The 20,436-nt window shown below is 44.4% G+C and carries 17 protein-coding genes and 2 pseudogenes; 9 read left to right on the forward strand and 10 right to left on the reverse strand.

Annotation, left to right across the window (positions count from 1 at the left end):
• Positions 1 to 532: 532 nt before the first annotated feature.
• Both A6D97_RS03675 and A6D97_RS03680 read right to left on the reverse strand, forming a co-directional pair.
• Positions 533 to 838: a hypothetical protein gene (locus A6D97_RS03675; protein ID WP_017067214.1), complete on the reverse strand. Its 306-nt coding sequence runs from the start codon at positions 836 to 838 to the stop codon at positions 533 to 535.
• A gap of 165 nt (positions 839 to 1,003) precedes the next feature.
• A complete protein-coding gene (locus A6D97_RS03680) occupies positions 1,004 to 1,606 on the reverse strand; it encodes a DUF922 domain-containing protein (protein ID WP_065583845.1) in 603 nt (200 codons plus the stop codon).
• Positions 1,607 to 1,980: 374 nt separating this feature from the next.
• On the opposite strand from A6D97_RS03680, the gene A6D97_RS03685 reads away from it, so the two are divergent.
• The 4 genes and pseudogenes from A6D97_RS03685 (at position 1,981) to A6D97_RS03700 (ending at position 6,563) form a co-directional block, all read left to right on the forward strand.
• Positions 1,981 to 2,901 (forward strand): integron integrase, encoded by a 921-nt coding sequence (locus A6D97_RS03685; protein WP_065583846.1) that lies wholly within the window; start codon positions 1,981 to 1,983, stop codon positions 2,899 to 2,901.
• Positions 2,902 to 3,009: 108 nt separating this feature from the next.
• Positions 3,010 to 3,909 (forward strand): homocysteine S-methyltransferase family protein, encoded by a 900-nt coding sequence (locus A6D97_RS03690; RefSeq protein ID WP_065583847.1) that lies wholly within the window; start codon positions 3,010 to 3,012, stop codon positions 3,907 to 3,909.
• 113 nt (positions 3,910 to 4,022) lie between these two features.
• The gene (locus tag A6D97_RS03695; protein WP_065583848.1) at positions 4,023 to 5,033 is read left to right on the forward strand and encodes a Gfo/Idh/MocA family oxidoreductase; all 1,011 of its coding nucleotides are present in this window, start codon (positions 4,023 to 4,025) and stop codon (positions 5,031 to 5,033) included.
• 10 nt (positions 5,034 to 5,043) lie between these two features.
• Positions 5,044 to 6,563, forward strand: a pseudogene (locus A6D97_RS03700) (SgrR family transcriptional regulator).
• 96 nt (positions 6,564 to 6,659) lie between these two features.
• Here the strand turns inward: A6D97_RS03700 and A6D97_RS03705 are convergent.
• From A6D97_RS03705 to A6D97_RS03720, 4 genes are all read right to left on the reverse strand, one after another.
• A complete protein-coding gene (locus A6D97_RS03705; protein ID WP_065583849.1) occupies positions 6,660 to 7,754 on the reverse strand; it encodes an HDOD domain-containing protein in 1,095 nt (364 codons plus the stop codon).
• A 236-nt stretch (positions 7,755 to 7,990) separates the two neighbouring features.
• Complete coding sequence (locus A6D97_RS03710; protein WP_065583850.1) at positions 7,991 to 9,046, reverse strand: alcohol dehydrogenase family protein; 1,056 nt, start codon at positions 9,044 to 9,046, stop codon at positions 7,991 to 7,993.
• A complete protein-coding gene (locus A6D97_RS03715) occupies positions 9,043 to 9,561 on the reverse strand; it encodes a TetR/AcrR family transcriptional regulator (RefSeq protein ID WP_065583851.1) in 519 nt (172 codons plus the stop codon). Before A6D97_RS03715 ends, A6D97_RS03710 begins: the two co-directional genes overlap by 4 nt.
• Positions 9,562 to 9,716: 155 nt before the next feature.
• Positions 9,717 to 10,850, reverse strand: coding sequence for a multidrug effflux MFS transporter (locus tag A6D97_RS03720; protein WP_065583852.1), 1,134 nt, complete (start codon positions 10,848 to 10,850; stop codon positions 9,717 to 9,719).
• 97 nt (positions 10,851 to 10,947) lie between these two features.
• Between A6D97_RS03720 and A6D97_RS03725 the strand changes: the two genes are divergently transcribed.
• The gene (locus tag A6D97_RS03725) at positions 10,948 to 11,721 is read left to right on the forward strand and encodes a helix-turn-helix transcriptional regulator (protein ID WP_017065211.1); all 774 of its coding nucleotides are present in this window, start codon (positions 10,948 to 10,950) and stop codon (positions 11,719 to 11,721) included.
• Between the two features lie 84 nt (positions 11,722 to 11,805).
• Here the strand turns inward: A6D97_RS03725 and A6D97_RS03730 are convergent.
• Positions 11,806 to 12,564 (reverse strand): annotated as a pseudogene (locus tag A6D97_RS03730) (glutathione synthase); the annotation flags it as partial.
• A 181-nt stretch (positions 12,565 to 12,745) separates the two neighbouring features.
• Positions 12,746 to 13,693 (reverse strand): LysR family transcriptional regulator, encoded by a 948-nt coding sequence (locus A6D97_RS03735; protein ID WP_017061092.1) that lies wholly within the window; start codon positions 13,691 to 13,693, stop codon positions 12,746 to 12,748.
• Between the two features lie 126 nt (positions 13,694 to 13,819).
• Between A6D97_RS03735 and add the strand changes: the two genes are divergently transcribed.
• On the forward strand, positions 13,820 to 14,818 hold the full coding sequence (add, locus tag A6D97_RS03740; protein WP_017071685.1) for an adenosine deaminase: 999 nt from the start codon (positions 13,820 to 13,822) through the stop codon (positions 14,816 to 14,818).
• 165 nt (positions 14,819 to 14,983) lie between these two features.
• Complete coding sequence (locus A6D97_RS03745) at positions 14,984 to 15,559, forward strand: sugar O-acetyltransferase (RefSeq protein ID WP_065583853.1); 576 nt, start codon at positions 14,984 to 14,986, stop codon at positions 15,557 to 15,559.
• A 175-nt stretch (positions 15,560 to 15,734) separates the two neighbouring features.
• On the opposite strand, the gene A6D97_RS03750 is transcribed toward A6D97_RS03745, so the two are convergent.
• Positions 15,735 to 16,376, reverse strand: coding sequence for an HAD family phosphatase (locus tag A6D97_RS03750; protein ID WP_276202726.1), 642 nt, complete (start codon positions 16,374 to 16,376; stop codon positions 15,735 to 15,737).
• A gap of 255 nt (positions 16,377 to 16,631) precedes the next feature.
• On the opposite strand from A6D97_RS03750, the gene A6D97_RS03755 reads away from it, so the two are divergent.
• Positions 16,632 to 17,339: a GntR family transcriptional regulator gene (locus A6D97_RS03755; protein WP_017065208.1), complete on the forward strand. Its 708-nt coding sequence runs from the start codon at positions 16,632 to 16,634 to the stop codon at positions 17,337 to 17,339.
• A 203-nt stretch (positions 17,340 to 17,542) separates the two neighbouring features.
• On the opposite strand, the gene A6D97_RS03760 is transcribed toward A6D97_RS03755, so the two are convergent.
• A complete protein-coding gene (locus A6D97_RS03760; RefSeq protein WP_004732372.1) occupies positions 17,543 to 18,742 on the reverse strand; it encodes an enolase C-terminal domain-like protein in 1,200 nt (399 codons plus the stop codon).
• A 260-nt stretch (positions 18,743 to 19,002) separates the two neighbouring features.
• On the opposite strand from A6D97_RS03760, the gene A6D97_RS03765 reads away from it, so the two are divergent.
• The gene (locus A6D97_RS03765; protein WP_065583854.1) at positions 19,003 to 20,436 is read left to right on the forward strand and encodes a PTS transporter subunit EIIC; all 1,434 of its coding nucleotides are present in this window, start codon (positions 19,003 to 19,005) and stop codon (positions 20,434 to 20,436) included.

The raw sequence follows: 20,436 nt of genomic DNA on the forward strand, positions 1-20,436 counted from the left end.
ACATAAGTTTAGCGGATGTTTGACAACCGGGGGAATCCATGTAGCCTCATTAAGCGGACAAAAATGGTTGGCTAAAATCGCGAAGCGACGGCCAACTGTTTTTGTTCCGTTTAAATGACTTGTTATAAGGCACTTTCGTCAATGATTCTGAACTGCTTCGGTACTAAAAATGCCAGTATGACTGCCAAAATTAACATCATTATCACTCGTATACTCATTGAGGGAATCAACGATTCAAGTAATGTAAAACTCAGCGCTGATGAACCGCCAACAAACATGCCTAAATAGGAGCGTCTTGGTGTCCATTCGATCAAAGCTGAACATTGGGTACAGCGATACTTTGTCCTATTTCCACTAAATAAAAACCAACTAAGTGAAATCTTCTGTTGACAATTAGGGCACTCTCTATTCTTCATACTAAATCAAACTCCATGTGACTTATAACGCCTGCTTAAGCGGACTAAAATAGTGGGTTAAAATGTGTAGCGAAGCGAAACCTAACCCACTGTTTTAGTTCCGTTTAAAGCTCTTGTTAGCCGATCAACTTATAAGAGAAAACAAACTCTTTATCTGGCTTACTGCTTAGCATATTAAACAATATGTCAAAGTCGGTTGCATCTTCCTGATGAGCACGCCAAATTGCTGAAGTATCACCTAAAGTGAGAGCTAATTGGTCTGCCATTGTTAATTGAACTTTACGAGATTTATTTATAGTATCAACAATATGAAATAGGTCGCCAGATATAACTTTAAGCGCCATCTGCTCTTGATTCTTACTAGTAGAAGAACGAATATGCTCTAATGCTTTCGAACTCACTTTGACTGATATAAGACTCATAAATACCCCTTAGAAACAATATTACATATCGGATTAATAGATTCGGCTAACGCCAAATTAAGGTGTGAACAACGCCAACAACCCTACCTAAAGCATTGCGCCATAAACACTAAACTTGCTTGAAGTGAAAGCGCCGAGCGTTGTGAATCACTCTTAAATTTATTGTTATATGCGTGGTGACATTGGCGCGAAAGGTATTTCGCATATTTTCAAGTAAGGCCCCTCACCAAAAGGAGACTCTGCTAATTCAATTTCTCCATGCGACGTATAAACGTCAAACAGAGCATTACTTTCCACCAAATCACCTTCAAGCTCAATGACTCTATCATTTGCGCTACTACACCCTCCACGCTGCCCTCGTTTGAAGGCTAAATACATTTCGTGCATCGACTTAACTGCAAGCGCACAATGAATCTGTTCATGACGATAGAGCTTCTCAAGATATGGACGAAACTCCTCAGCTGACTCATCTGAAGTCTTAGGCATTTCGAACTTCGGAAGTGTATAGGTAACTTCAAGCTCAAATTCATGAATTTCGCAAGAATCATCATCCGTATGGAAGTCGTATTTCCACGCGGTGTAACCGTCAAAGCCTTCATTTACGAGAAACTCAGGTCTAGCGTTAAATGAACGCTCAATTTCTTCAACACTATTCCCGCTAATCTCATACACTTCAAACTTTTTCTTGAAGGGAAAGTCTAGCTTGACGTCAGCATTAGCCTGACTAAACGCCATTAAGCAATATATTGAAAGTACTACTTTTTTCATCATCATCCTTGAAGCATATAACATTTTAATATTGTGCAAGCACGAATCCATCCGCTTAACATATCAAAAAGGTCACTCATAACCAACTGAATGCTATGCATTTAATATAAAAGTGGGTCTAAACAATAAGTGTGAAAACGTGCAAGCACATATTGCCGACTATGTAACGCTCGGCCTCATTCTTAACCACCCATAAATTTGCAGTATAATCAATAATTTAAAATAAGCCTCTCGTTAAATTCGTGCTCAATCAGAGTTAAAAACCACTCTTTTTTAAGTCATTAATTATTCAACAAGCAATAAACTGTCTGTATGTACAGATTTTGTGAGGGGAATATATGGCGAGTCAATTCATGTAGGCAATTTGCGAACATATGACGATGCGAGGCTATAGTCGCAAGACAATCAAAGCCTACTGTTACTGGATAAAATACTTCATTCATTTTCATAAGCTTAAACACCCTGAACAGATGCATGCCGCTGAAGTTGTCTCCTTTCTTTCTCATTTAGCTAATCAACAAAAAGTAGCCATCAATACTCAAAAGGTAGCTCTCAATGCTCTAGCCTATTTATACAATCAATTTATTAAGCAACCTCTAGGAGACTTAGGGTTTAGCTATGCGACTCGGCCTCGAAAAATTCCTAGCGTACTCAATCATGCGGAAGCTATCTCGGTGATCAATGAAATAGATCCTAAATATCAACTGTTTTTTCGCTTGTTGTATGGTTCAGGTTTGAGAGTATCGGAATGCCTGAGGCTTCGAGTACAAGATATAGATCTAAAACAAGGGTCTCTCACTGTTCACAATGGGAAAGGAAATAAAGACCGAGTGACAATTTTAAGTTTTTCACTCACTGAAGCTATACAAGACAAAATTTCACAAGTTGCAGTTCTGCTCGCTAAAGATAACTTGAATGGGTTTGGGCCATCTTTGCCTCACCGATTAGGTAAAAAATACCCTAGTGCCTATCGACAACTTGCTTGGATGTACCTATTCCCATCAAAATCCGTCACTCAACACTCTGAGTCGGGGATCGTATGCCGACACCACCTACATGATTCGGTACTCCGAAAAACGCTGAAGAAGGCGACTAACTCTAATAAATTGCGCCACAAGCGAATTAGTTGTCATACTTTCAGGCACAGTTTTGCTACGCAACTTCTAAAGTCAGGCTCCGATATCAGAACGGTTCAAGAGCTACTGGGGCACAGTGATGTTAAGACAACTCAGATTTACACTCACGTTATTGGGCAACACTTTAGTGGCACGACTAGCCCGCTAGACGGCTTATAACGAAACTCCCTCATCGATAGTTGAACCTTGGCTTGATGGCTTCTGTCTGACAAGGTTGTCTGCTATGGTGGCGGCAGAACTTCAGCAATTGTTTAGATAGTATTGAATATGAAAACACTAACCATACTTGATGGCGGCATGGGCCGAGAACTCAAAGAAATTGGCGCGCCATTTTCTCAACCACTTTGGAGTGCTCAAGCGCTGATTGAAGCACCCGAATTTGTTAGCCAAGCACATCAAAACTTTGTCGATGCAGGTGCTGAAATCCTAATCACCAATAGCTACGCCTGTGTGCCTTTTCACTTGGGTGAAGAGCTGTTCGAGCAGCGAGGCTTTGAACTAGCCACACTGTCTGGTGAGCTGGCTAAAGCAGTTGCAGACAATGCTACCCACACAGTGAAAGTAGCAGGCGCGATTCCACCGCCATTTGGCAGCTACCGACCAGACTTATTTAAGGTAGAAGAGGCAGCGCCAATCATTCAAACCCTTTACGATGCCCAAGATCCAAACATCGACCTTTGGATAGCGGAAACCATCTGTAGCCTGCAAGAGTTCGATTCCATTCATGCGGTACTTAAGCAGTCAGATAAGCCGTGTTACTACGCATTCAGTTTGGAAGACACCAAGAGTGATTTTGCAAACATTCGTTCTGGTGAGAGCGTAACAGACGCCATCAAACTTGCCTGCCAATCAAATGCGACAGGTATTATGTTTAACTGCTCAGTGCCTGAAGTGATGGATCAAGCCATTATCGATGCCAAGAAAGTGATCGATGAGCTAGGCAGTGATTTAGAAGTTGGTGTCTATGCCAACAATTTTGCGCCTATCAGCAACGAACATGAAGCGAATGATATGTTTCAGGAGATGCGTGAGCTGGATGGCCAAGGTTACTTAACTTACGCTAAACGCTGGCATGCACTGGGCGCGAATATTATCGGTGGCTGTTGTGGCATCGGGCCAAAACACATTAAAGCCCTAGCCGATTGGAAACACTCAATACAGAGCTAATCCTGAGCTTCAACTAGAATAAAATAAATAGAAAACAGGTTGAGAAATCTGTTCTCTATTTGTATGTGGCGTCTCTGAGTACACTGATACAAAACAACGATTTGGAGCAACTGATGAGCGACACGCAACGCAAAATAAAATGGGGCATCGCAGGGCTAGGCAATATCGCCAATCGATTCGCAACCGCAGTCACAGAGCACTCTCTGCATGGTGAGCTTGATGCGGTTGCCGCCAGAGATCACTCACGCGCAGCCACGTTCGCCAACAAGTTTGCTTGCGACAAGGCTTATGGTTCTTATGAAGAGATGGCGAATGACCCAAGTGTTGAAGCGGTTTACATCGCTACGGTTCACCCATACCACCAGCCACTTGCTGAACTGTTTCTGAAGAATAACAAGCACGTATTGGTCGAGAAGCCGGCTTTTACCAACCTTGCTGACTGGCTTGAGATGAAAGCTCTCGCGAAGCAAAATGGCGTGATGCTGTTAGAAGCGATGAAAACCGTGGTGTTTCCCGCGTATCGTGAGCTCCAATCATTCTTGGTCGATAACAACATTCAGATAGATTCCATCGAAGCCAGCTTTGGTAACCATCATGACTATGAGCCCGATTTGTTTATCTTCAATCCGGATTTGTCAGGCGGAGCAACACTCGATGTTGGGGTCTATGGGCTTTGGTTCTTTTACGATCTGTGCCGAACGCTGGGTGTAAACCCTTCAAAACCTCAGGTAGAGATGTCGTGTCTTTATGAGGGAGCGAATGTTGATACCGATGCATGCTTTACCTTCTCTGGTGATATGAACGGTAAGATATCGGCATCAACCGTGCAAAACCTTCCCCGAACAGCGCACTTGAGTGGGCCTGATACTAAGATCACCATTCACGAAAAATGGTGGAATCCGGCCTTTATTGAGATTGAACATCAAGGGCAGAAGTCGACCATCAACAAACGAGTGACGGGCAATGGGTTCGAATTTGAAATCGACCATTTTTCAGATTTGGTGCTTCAAGGCAAAACTGAGTCGAATATCCTAAGCTCAGAGATAACCCCTCGAGTTCTCGATACGATGGAAAACGCACTGATTGATTCTGGCTATTCACATTTAACTCAACCTCGTCGTTAGGAAAAGCAAATTGGGCAACCTTAAGCGTAAGCTTGAACTGTATGAAAAGATATTTCAGGCTTTTGGGCCTGGAGTATCACACTGTCAGGTCAACCAACTGGCCACACTGCTGCACGTGAGTGAACGTCACGTTCAGACCTTACTCAAAGCGATGACAGCACAAGGCTGGATTGAGTGGCAAGCTAGCTCAGGCCGCAGCAAGAAGGCACAACTCACGTGTCTGGTTGAACCCATTGAGGCGTGTTACCAATACGCACAAACCCAAGCTGACGCAGGCAACATAGAACAGGTGTTTAGCACCTTGAGCTTCAACGGCCGCAATGCTGGCACTGAGTTGCAAGCCTTTCTAAGCAATACCAATCCGTCGACGCAGAATATCGCGTACATCCCGTTTCACCGAGAACTCGAAGCGCTTCACCCTCAACGCGTGCTTAGACGCACCGAACGTTTCTTAGTTATGCAAGTTTGCCAACGCCTAACCTCCGTTAAGCACAGCAAACTCAGCGGCGATCTGGCTTATCATTGGCAGCCTAATCAAGATGCGACACAGTGGCACTTTCAGATTCGCAATGGTGTTCACTTTCATAACGGAAGAACACTCGAACCTCAAGACATAGCACGCAACCTTAACTCGCTCTGCCAAAGCAAAATATGGCGTCGCTGTTATCAGCATATTGATGAGGTCTCTGTCTCGGCAGGCAATGTGGTTGTCGTAAAGTTGAATCAACCTGATTGGCATTTACCGCGCCTACTTGCTAGGGCTGAAGCCTCCGTATTCGATCACTCATCACCGACTGATAGGCTGATTGGATCTGGCGCGTTCTCATTAGACATCTTCTCAAGCAAGATGTTGAGATTGAGCCGCAATAGCGCCTATTCACACAGCACGCCGATTCTGAATCGAGTCGAGTTGTGGGTCTATCAGGAATGGGCACAGAGCAAAGCCTGCGCTCAAAATCAGGTGTGCGTGAAACTGCCCGAGAAGACGACCACCGTGCGTGGCGATGACCATTCTTCCCAACCGGATTTCGGCTCAACCTTCTTTAAGATTCAAAGCCCGATGTTGTCTTCAACCGTTCGTGAGTTCACCGTTGAAGACACCTCTGAATGCCAAGCCCTTTTCGATCAGTTGTCAGTGTCTGGCGACCACAAACCAGCGTGGAATATGGGCACTACCTAACTCACTACCTAACTACCAAAGACGTCGCGCTGTGCAGTATTATTGATGAGAACAACACCTTCACTTCGTGGTTAAGCTTTTTCACTCGCTTCCCGTTTGAGGAATTAACTTTACCTTCTGAGATGCTAGAGACAATCGAACAAGGCTTAGCCTCAATAACAAACCAGCCCAACTTTGAGTTAGCGATGAATGCACTGTTGTCGCTCCGGCATTGGTTGCATGAATCTGGGGTTGTGACTGAGCTCAAGCAAGAGGCGTTCAACTTAGAGGTTTCTGAAAAGATACACGGCGCACAAGTAAATGGTTTCGGTTGGTGTGAGCTCGACAAGCTGTGGATTAGCCATTTGTAAGCGTATTTCGTAGCTGAATGTATTTCACAACCTAGCCCAACCAAGCTGCAACCAATCATTATGTTCAGTCACAGCGTAGGTCGAATAGGCTAAGGGTTAGCTCACTAGCGATAATTCAGACTCTTTATAGATACGGTTAGCCACTTTGTATGCAGCCGGAGACATCAGTGTCTCTTTGCATCTGCGCTTAAATTGCTCGACTTCAATCGTTTGTTCTTCCAGTAAATAGCACAGCTCACTCAAGTAGTTAGCTTCAAACACAGCTTGACCAAGTGGCGTGCATTCGTATCGGCTCGACTCTTGGTAGCCAATCGCGGTCAACACTGATTCTGGCAGTTCCCAGAACTTAGCAATGGTGTAAGTCAGGCGAATGGAGTAGCTGTTCATCAGGCGCTTCAATGCTAACGAGTTAGGTGGAACAGAAGGATCAACATGCTTGAAGGCTTCTACCATCATCTGGAAAATGATCATCTTGCCTAAGTTGCGAATTAACCCAACAAAATACGCCGCTGCTTGCTCTTCTTGAGATGAAGAGTCTTTCATCAACTCCTTAGAAAACGACGCGGTTTGAACACTGTGATTCCAAATTTTCTCACCGAAGTGACGCCAGTAAATATTGTTCCCCGGCGTGAAGTTCTTCATGTAGCTATTCACCACCCCTTCAACGAGCCCTTGAGAACCCATATTTAAGAATGCTGTTTTTAGGTCGGTAACCTGTTTTTCATTGCGTTTGTAAAAGGCGCTATTTGCCAGTTTAATCACATCGGTAGCCATACTCGGCTCGCGCTCAATCACTCTTAACAGAGTATCGACATCAAACTCATCGCTCTGTAATTCGCCCATTAACGTGGTCACAGAGGCTGGCATCACTGGAAGTTCATTAAGCAAGGCTTTTGGAGAGCGAATCAAGCGTTCGATTTGGCAAGCGACAAAATCACTAAATGGGTCTGACTCCGTTCGAAGGCGAGACTCTCCAAACAAATAATCAAGGAACTCACCATCGTGAAGGCTAAGCGTCTTATCGACGATTAATGATGATGGCTGAGCGGACGACGGCGGAACAAAGATTGAAGACTGAACAGAATCAGTAGCAACGGTTTGTTGTTGCTCTTGTTGGGCAGGCTCTGCAGAGGGTTTGTTTTTTGAATAAACAAAAGGTGAGAATAGTGCCTGCAATACCCTTTTAAACATCAATACGGCTCCTAGATGATTATCAAACAGTTCGGGATATATAACGGCGGTGATTATCGCACAGGCAACTCATAAACCATACAGTGATAAATGAATCATTAATTTCTCAGCTGTATAAGATCTGTTACTCAACGGACTGAGAAACTATGCCCGCCAGTATTCACCAGGAACAAAAAGAGCGAGCAAATAAAGCTTGCTCACTCTTCCATCAATCTAAACCGTGAAGCTGACTAAAACTAGCGTTCTGCCACTTCCAACACGATCTTACCAACATGCTTTTTCTTTAAGAACTCATCTTGCGCTTTATGGATATCGGCTAGCGGATAAGACTCTGCAACGATGGCGCCAATCTGCTGTTTCTCGATACGATTAACCAAGTTTTGGAATACTTGCGGTTCTAAAACCGTGCAACCAAAAAAGCTGAGGTCTTTGAGATACAAAGTTCGCACATCAAGCTCAACCATTGCACCACCAATCGCACCAGACACAGCATAACGACCATGCGGTTTTAGGACTTCAAGAAACTCTGGCCACTTGTCACCAGCAACTAAATCGATCACCACATTCACGCTGCTTTCGCCTAGCGCGTTAACCAAATCTGCATCACGGGCAATCACTTCATCAGCGCCAAGTTCAAGTAACTGTTGGTTCTTGCTTGGGCTAGTGATGGCAATAACATACGCGCCGCGAGCTTTTGCTAGCTGAATAGCCGCAGAGCCCACACCGCCCGATGCACCTGAGATAAGCACGCGATCACCTTCAGCCACATTGGCACGAGTTAGCATGTTCTCTGCTGTTGAGTAAGAACATGGGAAAGACGCTAGCTCAACATCCGACATAGAACTGTTCACCGCGTAAGCGTGCTTAGCTGCTACTTTGGTGTATTCAGCAAAACCGCCATCGCACTCAGAGCCGAAATACCATGGCTGTGGTAGATCTCGCCCGTACACTTCGGTTAAACAAGGTTCAATCAGAACACGCTCACCAATACGATCAGCCGAGACTTCGTTACCAACAGCTACAATAAAACCGCACACATCGGCACCTTGGATGCGAGGGAATTTCAACGCTTCACCCGACCAACTGGCATCGTCTGAATCATCACTTTTTGCATACCAACCGATTCGCGTGTTGATGTCAGTATTATTAACGCCTGCAGCCATGACTTTGATCAGCACTTCATTAGGTTCGATTTGAGGAACCGCGATATCTCCGCGGTAGCCAAGCATTTCTGCTCCACCGTGACCCAACATCTCTACGCCTTTCATTGTTTTCGGTAGTTCGAATTTCATCGTGTTTCCTCGAGTAATTTTGTCACCATATTCTGTGCTGATGCCACCGCTTCTTCGCCTAATACTGGCCACGCGCTTGATACGCCTTCATGAAGTAAAAACAGTGGTGTCGCGAGATCCTCTCGCAGGCTCTGCTTGCCTATTAGCAAACGAACTTGTTCTTTATGCTGTGTAACCGCTTGGCTGATAAGCTCATTATCGGGAAACGCGGCCATCGCATTCATCGACATGCACCCATGTGGCGCATACTCTTCTAACCATTGTTGGAGCTTGTTGAAGATATGAGTAACCGATGCGAGCCCCTTTTCAGGCGACGTTTCCAACAAGAAATCTAAGTAGCGTTGGTGTCGATATTCCAAGGCACCAACGATCATCGCTTCTTTTGAAGGGAAATGTTTATACAAGGTTCTTAGGCTTACATCGCACGCCGTTTTCAGCTGTGCAACGCTCGGCTCAGCAAAACCTTGCTGGCTAAATGCCACCTCTAAGCTTGCTGCAATCTGTTCTCTCAACATAGTGCTCTCTCAATACCCGACAAAGGGTAGAATGATTGTTCTACCTACAGAGTAGAACGATCACTCTACCCCTGTCAATATCCAAATTTACAAACCAAGAAATGATAAATTCCGCGCCAAACAGGACACGGAATTTATCAATACAGATGAGAGACTTAGCGTTTAAGCTGGAGTCGACTGCGTATCGTCACCAGAACAGATAACGCGCCACAAAGTACCAACACTACACCTAGATCTTGGAGCATTCCCGCTAAAGCGAGCCCTGAGCCGATCAAGGTGTAATACATCAAACCAAACAGTGCGCCTGCACTTCCTGCTTGAGATTGGTAACGTACCAACGCTCGGCTCAATACATTGGGAATCGCAATGCCAAACGCCATAACCACCAACATCATTGGAAGCAAGAACCAGATCGTGTGTTGTGAAAAATACACACCCACCGCACCTAATGTTTGAAGCCCTGCTGCGATACCAATCAGAGACATTGAAGACACTTGTCTCTTCAACAATGTCTTGTTCACCAAGCTTCCCAACAGAGTCCCGAACCCAAGCACAATGCCGCTGTAGCCAAACTGCTCAACGCTAAATCCAAGTTGAATGAAGGCAAATGAACCCAATTGATAATAGGAAAACAGTGCAATATTGAACGACGCAACCAGCAACGCAGACATCCATATATTGCTATCTTTGATCATGTGAATACTGAGTGACTTTAACTGCAATGGCTGCTTAGATTGTTGCGTTTCAGGCAATGACCATAGGCTATGTGCCAACAACGCTAACACCATAATAAACAAGGCAATAAACACATATTGATGCCCGCCCGCTTGGCTTAGTTGACCGCCAAGAAGCAGCCCGATGATTGGACTAATCGACAGCCCCATCCCCATGTAACCAAACACCTTGGCCAGTTCCGCGCCGCTAAAGGCATCGCGCAACATGGTTTGTGTCACAACCGAGCCAACCGCAAGCCCGAAAGCGCCCATGGCTCGGGCTATCATCAACCAAACAAAGCTATTGGTTTGCATAGCAATGAGTGCTGAACAAGCGAATAACCCCATGCCCAGTAACATGGTTGGTCGGCGCCCCCATTTGTCTGCCAATATGCCCCATACCACAACACCGAGCGCAAACGCTGAGAAGTAGATCGAGAGGGTTTGCGCCGCTTGTGCGTAACTCACATCAAAGGATTTCGATATTGAATCCAGAGTCGGGCTATAGATGGTTTCTGCGATTTGAGGGAACATCAGCAATAGCACCATTTGCCATAAAGAAGGTTTTGTTTTCATCATTTTTCCAAGACCAGTGAACTTGACGAGGAGTCTAGGGGAAACTAACCTTGGCTCGTTAACAACATTAAAACCAAAAACAACAAGATTGGGACAAATGGCATTAATCAGCGAAACCATTGAGTTTGATGCAGACAGCTTACCTGCGCCCGTAATAGGGATTGCGGCAGAGCTAGGTCAGCATGACTCAGGAATACATCACCACGTAAAAGGACAGTTGCTGTATGCTCCGCAGGGTTGCATCACCTTGACCTTAGAAAACGCCATTTGCATTTTGCCGCCGACTAAAGCCGTGTGGATCCCGCCTTATACCAAACATCGCGCGCAGATGACCAATGTGGTTGCTTATCGGTCGCTCTATTTTGATAGCAGTATTTACACCTGCCCAGAAGCGATTGAAATTGTGGAAGTGAATGAGCTTTTAAAAGCCCTGATCAATAAGATGGCTTTCTGGGATTGGGACGTTGCCCGCGAGCAAACCACCAATACCGCCAACCTATTCTGGGAAGAGTTTTACAGTGCTAACCAACACTCGTTTATCTTGCCACTACCGACAGATCGCCGCTTTAAAAGCTTTTGCAAACAAGTCCGAACCGCTTCCTTTCTTGCCCCAGCCCTCTCGACATTAGCGAACTCGGTTGGCGCAAGCACCAAAACGATTACTCGATTATTCAAAGCCGAAACAGGCATGACTTACCAAGAGTGGCGACAGCAATGGCGCTTGTTTAAAGCGATTGAACTGCTCTCAGAAAACCGACAAGTCGTTGATGTGGCTCATCTGCTAGAGTTCTCATCCAACAGTGCGTTTATCGCTTTTTTCAAACAGCAAACTGGACAAACCCCGTTGGCCTTTACCAAGTTAGGGGCGTGATTGTTGTTATCCAAACTCTGAAGTTTTACTGAGCTCAGATACAAAAAACCAGAACATGAGTTCTGGTTTTTAATGCCGATTCAACTAATCAATCAACACCAACGAATCGAGAATCCCTCTGCCACTGTGGATTCCACCTTCATTTTCGCTGGCAGGTTTACTGCGGATCAAGTAACCCGCGTAGCCGTCTAGCTCTGTTACTGGTTCACCTTTGAAGTAAACGGTGAACAAACCCACTTCGCTGACTAAGTCTGTCACGAGCGTTTGGTGAGTGTCACGCACTGCAATGGTCGGCACGTCACGTTCATGCGGGTACAAGCGCTGCATCAATGCCCACGCGTCGTACTCTTCTGGTTTAAGCTGGCTCAGTTGTTCGCTGATGTCGTCACCAAAGACACAATGACCACCGCCCTCACCTTGGTTTTTCAGCTCCCATTCTTGCTTATCAGCTTGTGTGTTAAACCATTCAATTGCTTCATTGGTGATAGGCTTCATATCAGCCAGAACACTCTTGACCAGTTCGGCTTCTTCTCGCGTTAAACCCCAGCGGGCGTATTCTGCTGCTGACATCATGGTCAGCAGCATTTGCATGGTTTTGCTGGTCGCTAATTGCTGGCTGATAGTCGCGTTCATTGCGACATGGTGTTGCTCCATAAACAAGCGAGTCTGACTTAACGTATGGCAACACACCGATTCATTTAGCTCTGGAGCCCAGTAATCTGAATACTGGTAGCCAGCTCTTAGATACACCACATCGACAGCTCCGACATCTTTCAATAGCAGGCGTTGATTATCGCCCGATGAAAGCTGACAGCTCAACTGTTCAAAAGTACGACGCACCGTGCATAATTGCCCACTCACAAGCATCTTCAATGACTTGTTGCGGAATCGATGGCATTGGATTCATTTAGATATCTCATTCTTGGCGGGCATTTGGCACCCGTAATAAGACAATGCTCATTCGAAAAAGACGAAATAAATTTAAAAAACTTATTTCGCCGTTTTGATCATCGTAGCTCGCGGTTTACAGCTGAGGTTCTTGGGTCTTATTGACTATGAGGTCGCGAAGCCATTTGTGGCTTGGTTCAGAATCAAAGTAACGGTGCCAAAGCAAAAACAAACCACCGGGAACCAACTCAATAGGAATCGGCTTCATCACCAGTTCGCCACTCTCAATATAGTCACGAACCGAGTTGTACGGATAACACATCAGCAAATCGCTTTGTTTGCACAGCTTTACTGCGCTGGTGATGTCCGACACGTTGGCGGCTTTGTTAATTTGAAGCTGTTTGGCTTGCAAGATTTCCAGTAGCAACCAGTCGCCAACGCCACCGGTCACCAACTGAATATGACGGTATTTAAGGAAGGCTTGCAGATTCCACTCTTCTTGAAGTACTGGGTGATCATTTCGCATCAAGCACACAGAGTAATCTTGCAGCAACTCGACGTGGTTTAGCTCGGCAGGGATATTTTGAATGTGGGTGCTAGCCCTTTCATCGAGCTCAAAAATTCCAATCCCGAAATCGACCTCACGCTTTAGTAAGCGCTTAAAGGTTTCGCTGCTCCAAGTAGTGCTGTTTACCGTAATGTTCGGCGCATCTGCTAGCGCGTTAGGCATAAATTTAGGGTAAATCGCGGTATAAGCGGTTTCAACAAGATCGATATTAAAAGTACGTTCGCTGTCTTTCGGCTCAAAAATGTCCGGCACGGTTAGCTGTTCAACTTGCAGAAGGATTTGATGAATTTTAGGCGCTAAAGAGGTGGCTTTCGGTGTTGGAAACAGGCCTTTTGACTCACGTTCAAACAAAGGGTCGTCAAACAAAGAACGCAGCTTAGTGAGTTGTTTACTCACCGCAGACTGACTAAGGAACAATCGCTCTGCCGTTTTGCTCACGCTGCGCTCTTCAAGCAACACGTGTAAACACAGCAGTAAATTCATATCACATTTGAGTAAGCTTTTAACATCTACCATGATATTCCTTAGATTCAGATTAATGATGACTTTATGTCACTTTAAATCATATCACAAACTTGTTAATTTAAGCCCATGTAACCTATGAGTTAATAACTCAAAAAATAATAGACCTAAGGAATACTCATGAACTTTCTAGCACTCCCTAAGATTGATCTGCACTGCCACCTAGACGGAAGTGTTCGTCCAGACACCATTATTGATCTGGCGAAACAGTACGGAATCGAACTTCCAGAAGACCGTGAAGCGGTAGTAAAGTCTCTAACAGTGCCTGAAGATTGCAAAAACCTTGATGAGTACCTAGCTTGCTTTAGCCTGCCACTGCAAGTGATGCAAACGGAAGAAGCGATTGAGCGTATCTCTTTTGAGCTTTACGAAGACGCAGCACTAGAAAACGTTAAGTACCTAGAAGTTCGTTTTGCACCGATTCTTCACGTAAACAAGGGCTTGTCTCTTGATGCAATCATCGCAAGTGCGGTTAAAGGCATGAAGCGTGCAGAAGAGAAATACGACATTAAGGGCAACTACATCATGTCTGTACTTCGTATGTTCCCGAAAGACTCAATCAAAGATGTAATCGACGCTGGTAAACCATACCTTGGTAAAGGCGTGGTTGCGTTTGATATTGCAGGCGGTGAAAAGCCGGGCTTCTGCGCTGAATTCCCTGAGTACACGCAATACGCTATTGAACAAGGCTACCGTGTGACGGTTCACGCAGGTGAGCAATGGCATGGTCAGAACGTTTACGATGCAGTCACACTGCTTGACGCTGAGCGTATCGGCCACGGTGTCCACATCCAAGGTAACGAAGACGCGTACAACATCGTTAAAGAGAAGCAGGTTGCGCTTGAAACTTGCCCAACAAGTAACGTGCAAACTAAATGTATTCACAAATTCAGCGACCACCCAATTGCTGAATTCAAGAAAGACGGCATCGTTGTAACGATCAACACAGACAACCGCACTGTGTCGAACACTACCATGACTAACGAAGTGAAACGTGTATGTGAAACGTTCGGTCTAACACAAGAAGACTACGCAGAGATCTACAAGTACTCTGTAGAGAGTGCTTTTGCTTCAGACGAAGTGAAGAAGCACCTAATGGGTTTCGTTGAGCAAATCTAATTGGTAAAGCGCGCCTTTTGCTGAATAGCTGGGCTCACTTAGCATTAGTGCTTAAAGCACAAAATAGGAAGAGAAAGGCTGAGGCTTTTCTCTTTTTTTATGTCCAAAAATCGCTAATCTTGCAGTATTCGTCATTTAGACCGAGACTCTCGGAAAGTGGGCAGCATGAGTAATACAAACGATCAAACTGAACTCGATAAAATGTTATCTGGGCAAGTATATGATGGTGCAGACCAAGAAATTGATACCATACGTACCAATGCCAAAAAGGCGTTAATGGCCTTCAACAACCATCAAAATCCAGATCAACAACACACATTGCAAGAGCAGCTATTCGGTAAAGTCGGGAGTAGCAGCTTAATCCAGCCCCCTTTTCATTGTGAGTTTGGAAAAACCATCGAGATTGGTGACGACACCTTCATCAATATGAACGTCGTAATGCTAGATGGTGCGAGAATCAAAGTCGGAAACAATGTTTTAATTGGACCAAGCGTCCAATTCTATACGCCATCACACTCCCTTGATTATCTCAGCCGCCGTAAGTGGGAGACTTTCTGTCTACCTATTACAGTCGAAGATGATGTTTGGATTGGTGGAAACTCGGTCATCAACCAAGGCGTAACGATTGGCGCTCGCTCTGTTATCGCAGCGAACTCTGTGGTTAACAGTGATGTACCACCAGACTGCTTATACGGTGGCACGCCGGCGAAGTTAATTCGACACTTGGATACTGAGCAATAAAGTTAAATAGAAAAAGAGGCGATGTTCATGATGAAACAGCGCCTCTTTTTAATCGATTCGTTTTAGCTTTTATCAGTCTTTTCTATCCGTCGTTTTTCTACTTATCTTGCCTACCTAGATTATCTACATAGAGAAACCTGACTAAAATAGATAGCTTGAGAATTTCGCTACATGATCACGTAAATTCGACGCCAAGAGCACGAAGTTCGTTCTCACATTGCGCAGAATCGATAAACTGAATACCCGCCATACCTACGGCTTTTGCTCCTTCTACGTTGTAAGGCATATCATCAATGAACACCGTTTCTGAAGCCTCCAGTCCATTATTTGAAAGCAACGCTTGGTAAATCTCAGGCTGCGGTTTAAGCATGCCAAGTTCAGCGGATACGGCTGCGCCATCAAACAAAGGCCAAAATTCGTAGGTGGCTTTTAGGTGTTCAACAATCTCGACCACGTTGTCGGTAAGTGCATACACACCATACCCAGCACGCTTTACGCGCTCGATAAGGTCGACAGAACCATGCAATAAGATCTGCGTTTTCTTAACGTAATAAAACAGGCGGTCGCACTCTAATGAAGATAAATCGAGCTCTTGTTGGTAGCGAAGTTTGGCTTCATTTTCGGTTAAGAACCCTTTGTTCAAATCCGACCAAATCGCACTTTGGAAAATCGAAAGCGCTCGGGCTTCAGGGTCGGCAATGTTACCAAACGTTAGTTGAGTAATTTCCAGCGGCGACCAACGCACAATCACATTACCCACATCAAATACGACATTTTGATTTGATTCGAACTCATACCCTACTCCTGAATTAGTCACTTAAAATAGCAACAACACAGACATTAAATGCCGCACGTTAAAGTTCATAATCTTGTTTTACAAAATGAGGACTAGAATCACAAGATGTAATCAAGTCAGCGCAAAAGGTGGTCACTAGTACCCCTAACTAACCCTATTTATCATCACCCACTTAACCTTCTATGTTACAATTATGAGTCATTCAGAGCGTACTGAATCCCTGATTTAGTTCACTATTCTTTAGTCACAGTGAATACACTTTAAAGTTATTGATCTATGAAAAAGTACGAGTTAGTTGTCCAAGATATTGTGAGCAAGATCTGTCAAAACAGTATCAATCATAAGCTTCCCGCGGAAAGAGAACTCTCTGAAATATATGGGTTATCTCGATTTACTATTCGAAAAGCGCTAGCCAAGCTAGAGGCTATTGGCATGGTGAAATCTAAGGTGGGTTCTGGTTACTTCGTCAACACTTCTCTCATTGGTACACCACTGGTGTACAACTCCATTACTGAAAACAGTTTTGAAGAGATCTCTTATAAAAAGCTCCAACTGAATAAAGCGCTACCCGATAACCACGAACAGCAGATTTTTTCTTTAGACGACAATGACTACATCTGGAAAATTAGACGGCTTCGATTGATTAACAACAAAGTAGTTCAGATTGAAGAAGCCAAGATCCCTGTCAGTGTCTTCCCAGAGATGAATGCCGAGATCATTGAAAGCTCAATCCAGAAACATGCATTGGCGAAAGGTCTTCAGATCGATAGCTACTTAACGACGTATCAAGCGATCAACGTATCTAAAGAAGACGCGGAGTTGCTCGGCTGCAAAAAAAATGCCGCGGCGATGAATATCACCAACCGAGGTTTCTTAGCATCGGGGGATCTATTCATCGTCAGCGATATCATCGACATCAAATATCAATGCACCTATCACACTCCTTTTAACAATGAGAGCATGAGCTTCCGAGATAAGAAGTAACCTTTTAATTCGATTTAATATGGTTAATTTTTATAGATATAAGTTAATTACTCTATAGATTAGCCACTAATATTATTTCACATCTAATATTATTAATTTAATGATACTAGAAATATACTTACCAGATAATACGTAATATCTGGTAAGTATATTAAATAAGAAAATGGCCGCTTATAGCGACCATTTGATATTAAAAATACGAGTTAAGGGGTATGAATCGCGCCATCAGGAAGGCGACTTTGAGTCCACTCGTGGGGGCGATACATAACAGGGAACTCGGCTGCAACCTCTCGGTCGATTTCAACACCAATACCTGCGATTTCAGAAGCGTATAAGTAGCCATTAATTGGCTCTGCAGCGTTCGGGAATACCTTGTGTGTATTCTCGTTGTACTCGACATGTTCTTGAATGGCAGCATTGTGTAAATGCACATTCAAATGCGTGTTTACCGCTGCGCCAATTGGCGTCATATCTGGCGGGCAATGCCATGCAATACGAACACCGAAGTTCTGACATAGATGGCCGAGTTTCAGAGCTGGGGTAATACCACCAATCTGTGAAACATGGCAACGAATGAAATCAATGCGGCGGTTAGCAATCAATGATTTCCACTCTTCAGGGTTATTAAATAACTCCCCTAAACCTAATGAAACTGAGCTCTGGCTGCGAATATTATCCAACCATTCCGTTTGATTTGGCGGCAGAATATCTTCAATGAAATACGGCTTATATTGCTCGACTTCCTTCGCAAATTGTATTGCTTGGTTCGGGAATAGGCGCTCATGAACATCATGCAGAATATGGAATTGGTTACCATATTTCTCTCTCAACGACTTAAACATCGTTAGAGTATTGTCCATGTACTGATCTTGGTCGTAGTACGAGCCTTCAGTCGGGTTTTGAGTGGTATGCAAATCGGTTGGAACGCCGCCATAGAAACCAAGCTGACAACGAATGTGCTTGTAGCCTTTGTCTAGGAAAGATTCCACCAGCTCATAAATACCTTCCATTGTGTCGCTAGTCGCGTGTGTGTATACAGGAATAGCATCACGAGACTTACCACCAAATAATTGATGTAACGGCATACCCGCTAATTTGGCTTTTATATCCCACAGTGCCATATCAACACCGGAAATTGCATTATTGATAACAGGGCCATTTCGCCAATAAGCGTTGACCATCATCATTTGCCATAAGTCTTCAATATTATTGGCGTTTTTACCAATAAGAATAGGTTTTAAATATTCATCGACCATTGTTTTTACAGCAAGCGGTCTTTGTTGGAATGTCGCACAACCAAACCCAGTCACGCCTTCATTCGTTTCAACTACCACGGTAATGAGATTGTGTCTGTCTGGCTTAGTAATAATACAATGGATATCAGATATAATAGTTTCTTTCACAATTAAATAACCTAAACTTAAGTCAACTCCTATTATCTAACCGCTTTAAAAACCACATTTCAAGCGCTAATTTTTCGGAAAAATAATTGGTACGTTAAGAGTATTTTTTTGATAAACAAAACATACCAATTGGCTAAAAACGGCGGGAAAATAATTTTTCGGATTTTAAGTGTGATTGAGATCTCTTTTTACTGCGTTGGATTTAAATTGATTGTCGTTATGATTGCTCGAGTTAAATATATTCCAATGACAGGTGTAGTATGCAAATGGTAGAAAAGAGTGATGCCGTTATTAATAACTCGAAGTCATCATCGAAAAAGAAAAATTTCAAAGAAAATATACAGTTATTAATCACTGCACTTGGTGGTGAAGACAATATCGTGAGTATCACGCACTGTATGACAAGGCTGAGATTCAAATTAGCCGACGAGTCTCTGGTAGACGAAGAAGCGATCAAGCAGATCGCAGATGTGAAAGGTGTGGTACTTCAACAAGGCCAAACTCAAGTCATCATCGGTGTTGAGGTCGAGAAGTGGTTCAACGCACTATCAAATACTCAGCAAGCTGACGCTAACCCTGCAGATGAGTTAGAGAAAGGCAAGCTGTTCCAAGGCGTGATGCGCATTGTCGCGGGTATCTTCGGCCCAGTAGTTCCAGCGATTGCCGGTGCAGGTATGTTAATGGGTCTACTTTCTGGCCTTATCGCAACAAACGTTATCTCTGAAACCTCAGACACGGTTTATTTCTTCCGTTCAATTTCTGTCGCTGTGTTCTTCTTCTTGCCTATGCTGGTCTCTTTCTCTGCCGCTAAGGTATTCAAAGTAAACGAGTACATCGCACTTGCTGTCTCCTCTGCAATGCTAGCACCCAAGCTAGTAGATAAAGCGGTGATGCTAAAAGAGGCTGGCGCGGCTCCTGAGCTGACGGTGCTAGGCGTGGTTCCTATTGAACTGCTTAATTACGGCGGCGCGATTGTCCCTGCTATTTTGGCGATTTGGTTGTTGTCTAAAGTCACGCCGATGGTTGACCGACTGGTACCCTCTTCAGCGAAACCAGTATTTACGCCACTGCTTGCCTTTACGGTAACTTCGACCATCACGCTATCATTTGTTGGCCCTGCTGGTATCTGGCTAAGTAATGGTGCAGGTTGGGTAATGAGCTCGCTACTGGAAATCTCTCCGACGTTAACGGGCTTTGTGTTTGGTCTAACTCGCCCGATTACCATCGTATTTGGTATCCACCACAGCATGACACCAATCAGCCTGAACAACTTTGCACTGTACGGTAAGGATTTACTTATGCCGATCATGTGTTTGGGTAACATGGCAATTGCAGGCGCGACAATGGCTATCTGGCACAAGCAACGTAAGACAGTTTCTAAAGAGCAATCTTCAATTACGATGGGCTCAAGTGTTACGGCTATTTTAGGCATCACGGAACCGGCTCTATTTGGTGTACTCACGAAATACACCAAAGCGATGATGACCGCGAGCTTGGCTGCAGGCGTGTTCGGTGCTATCTCGGTAACAATCGATACGCACTTAACAAGCTACATTCTTTCTTCTGTATTCAGCTTGCCAGCTTACCTTGCAGGCGGTACGCAAAACTTCATTCAAGCACTGATGGGCGTGGTGGGTGTATTTGCACTGTCTTTCGTCCTAACGATGTTGTTCGTAAAACTAGACAACAAGTAA

Source organism: Vibrio sp. ZF57, assembly GCF_001691235.1.
GTDB lineage: Bacteria > Pseudomonadota > Gammaproteobacteria > Enterobacterales > Vibrionaceae > Vibrio > Vibrio crassostreae_C.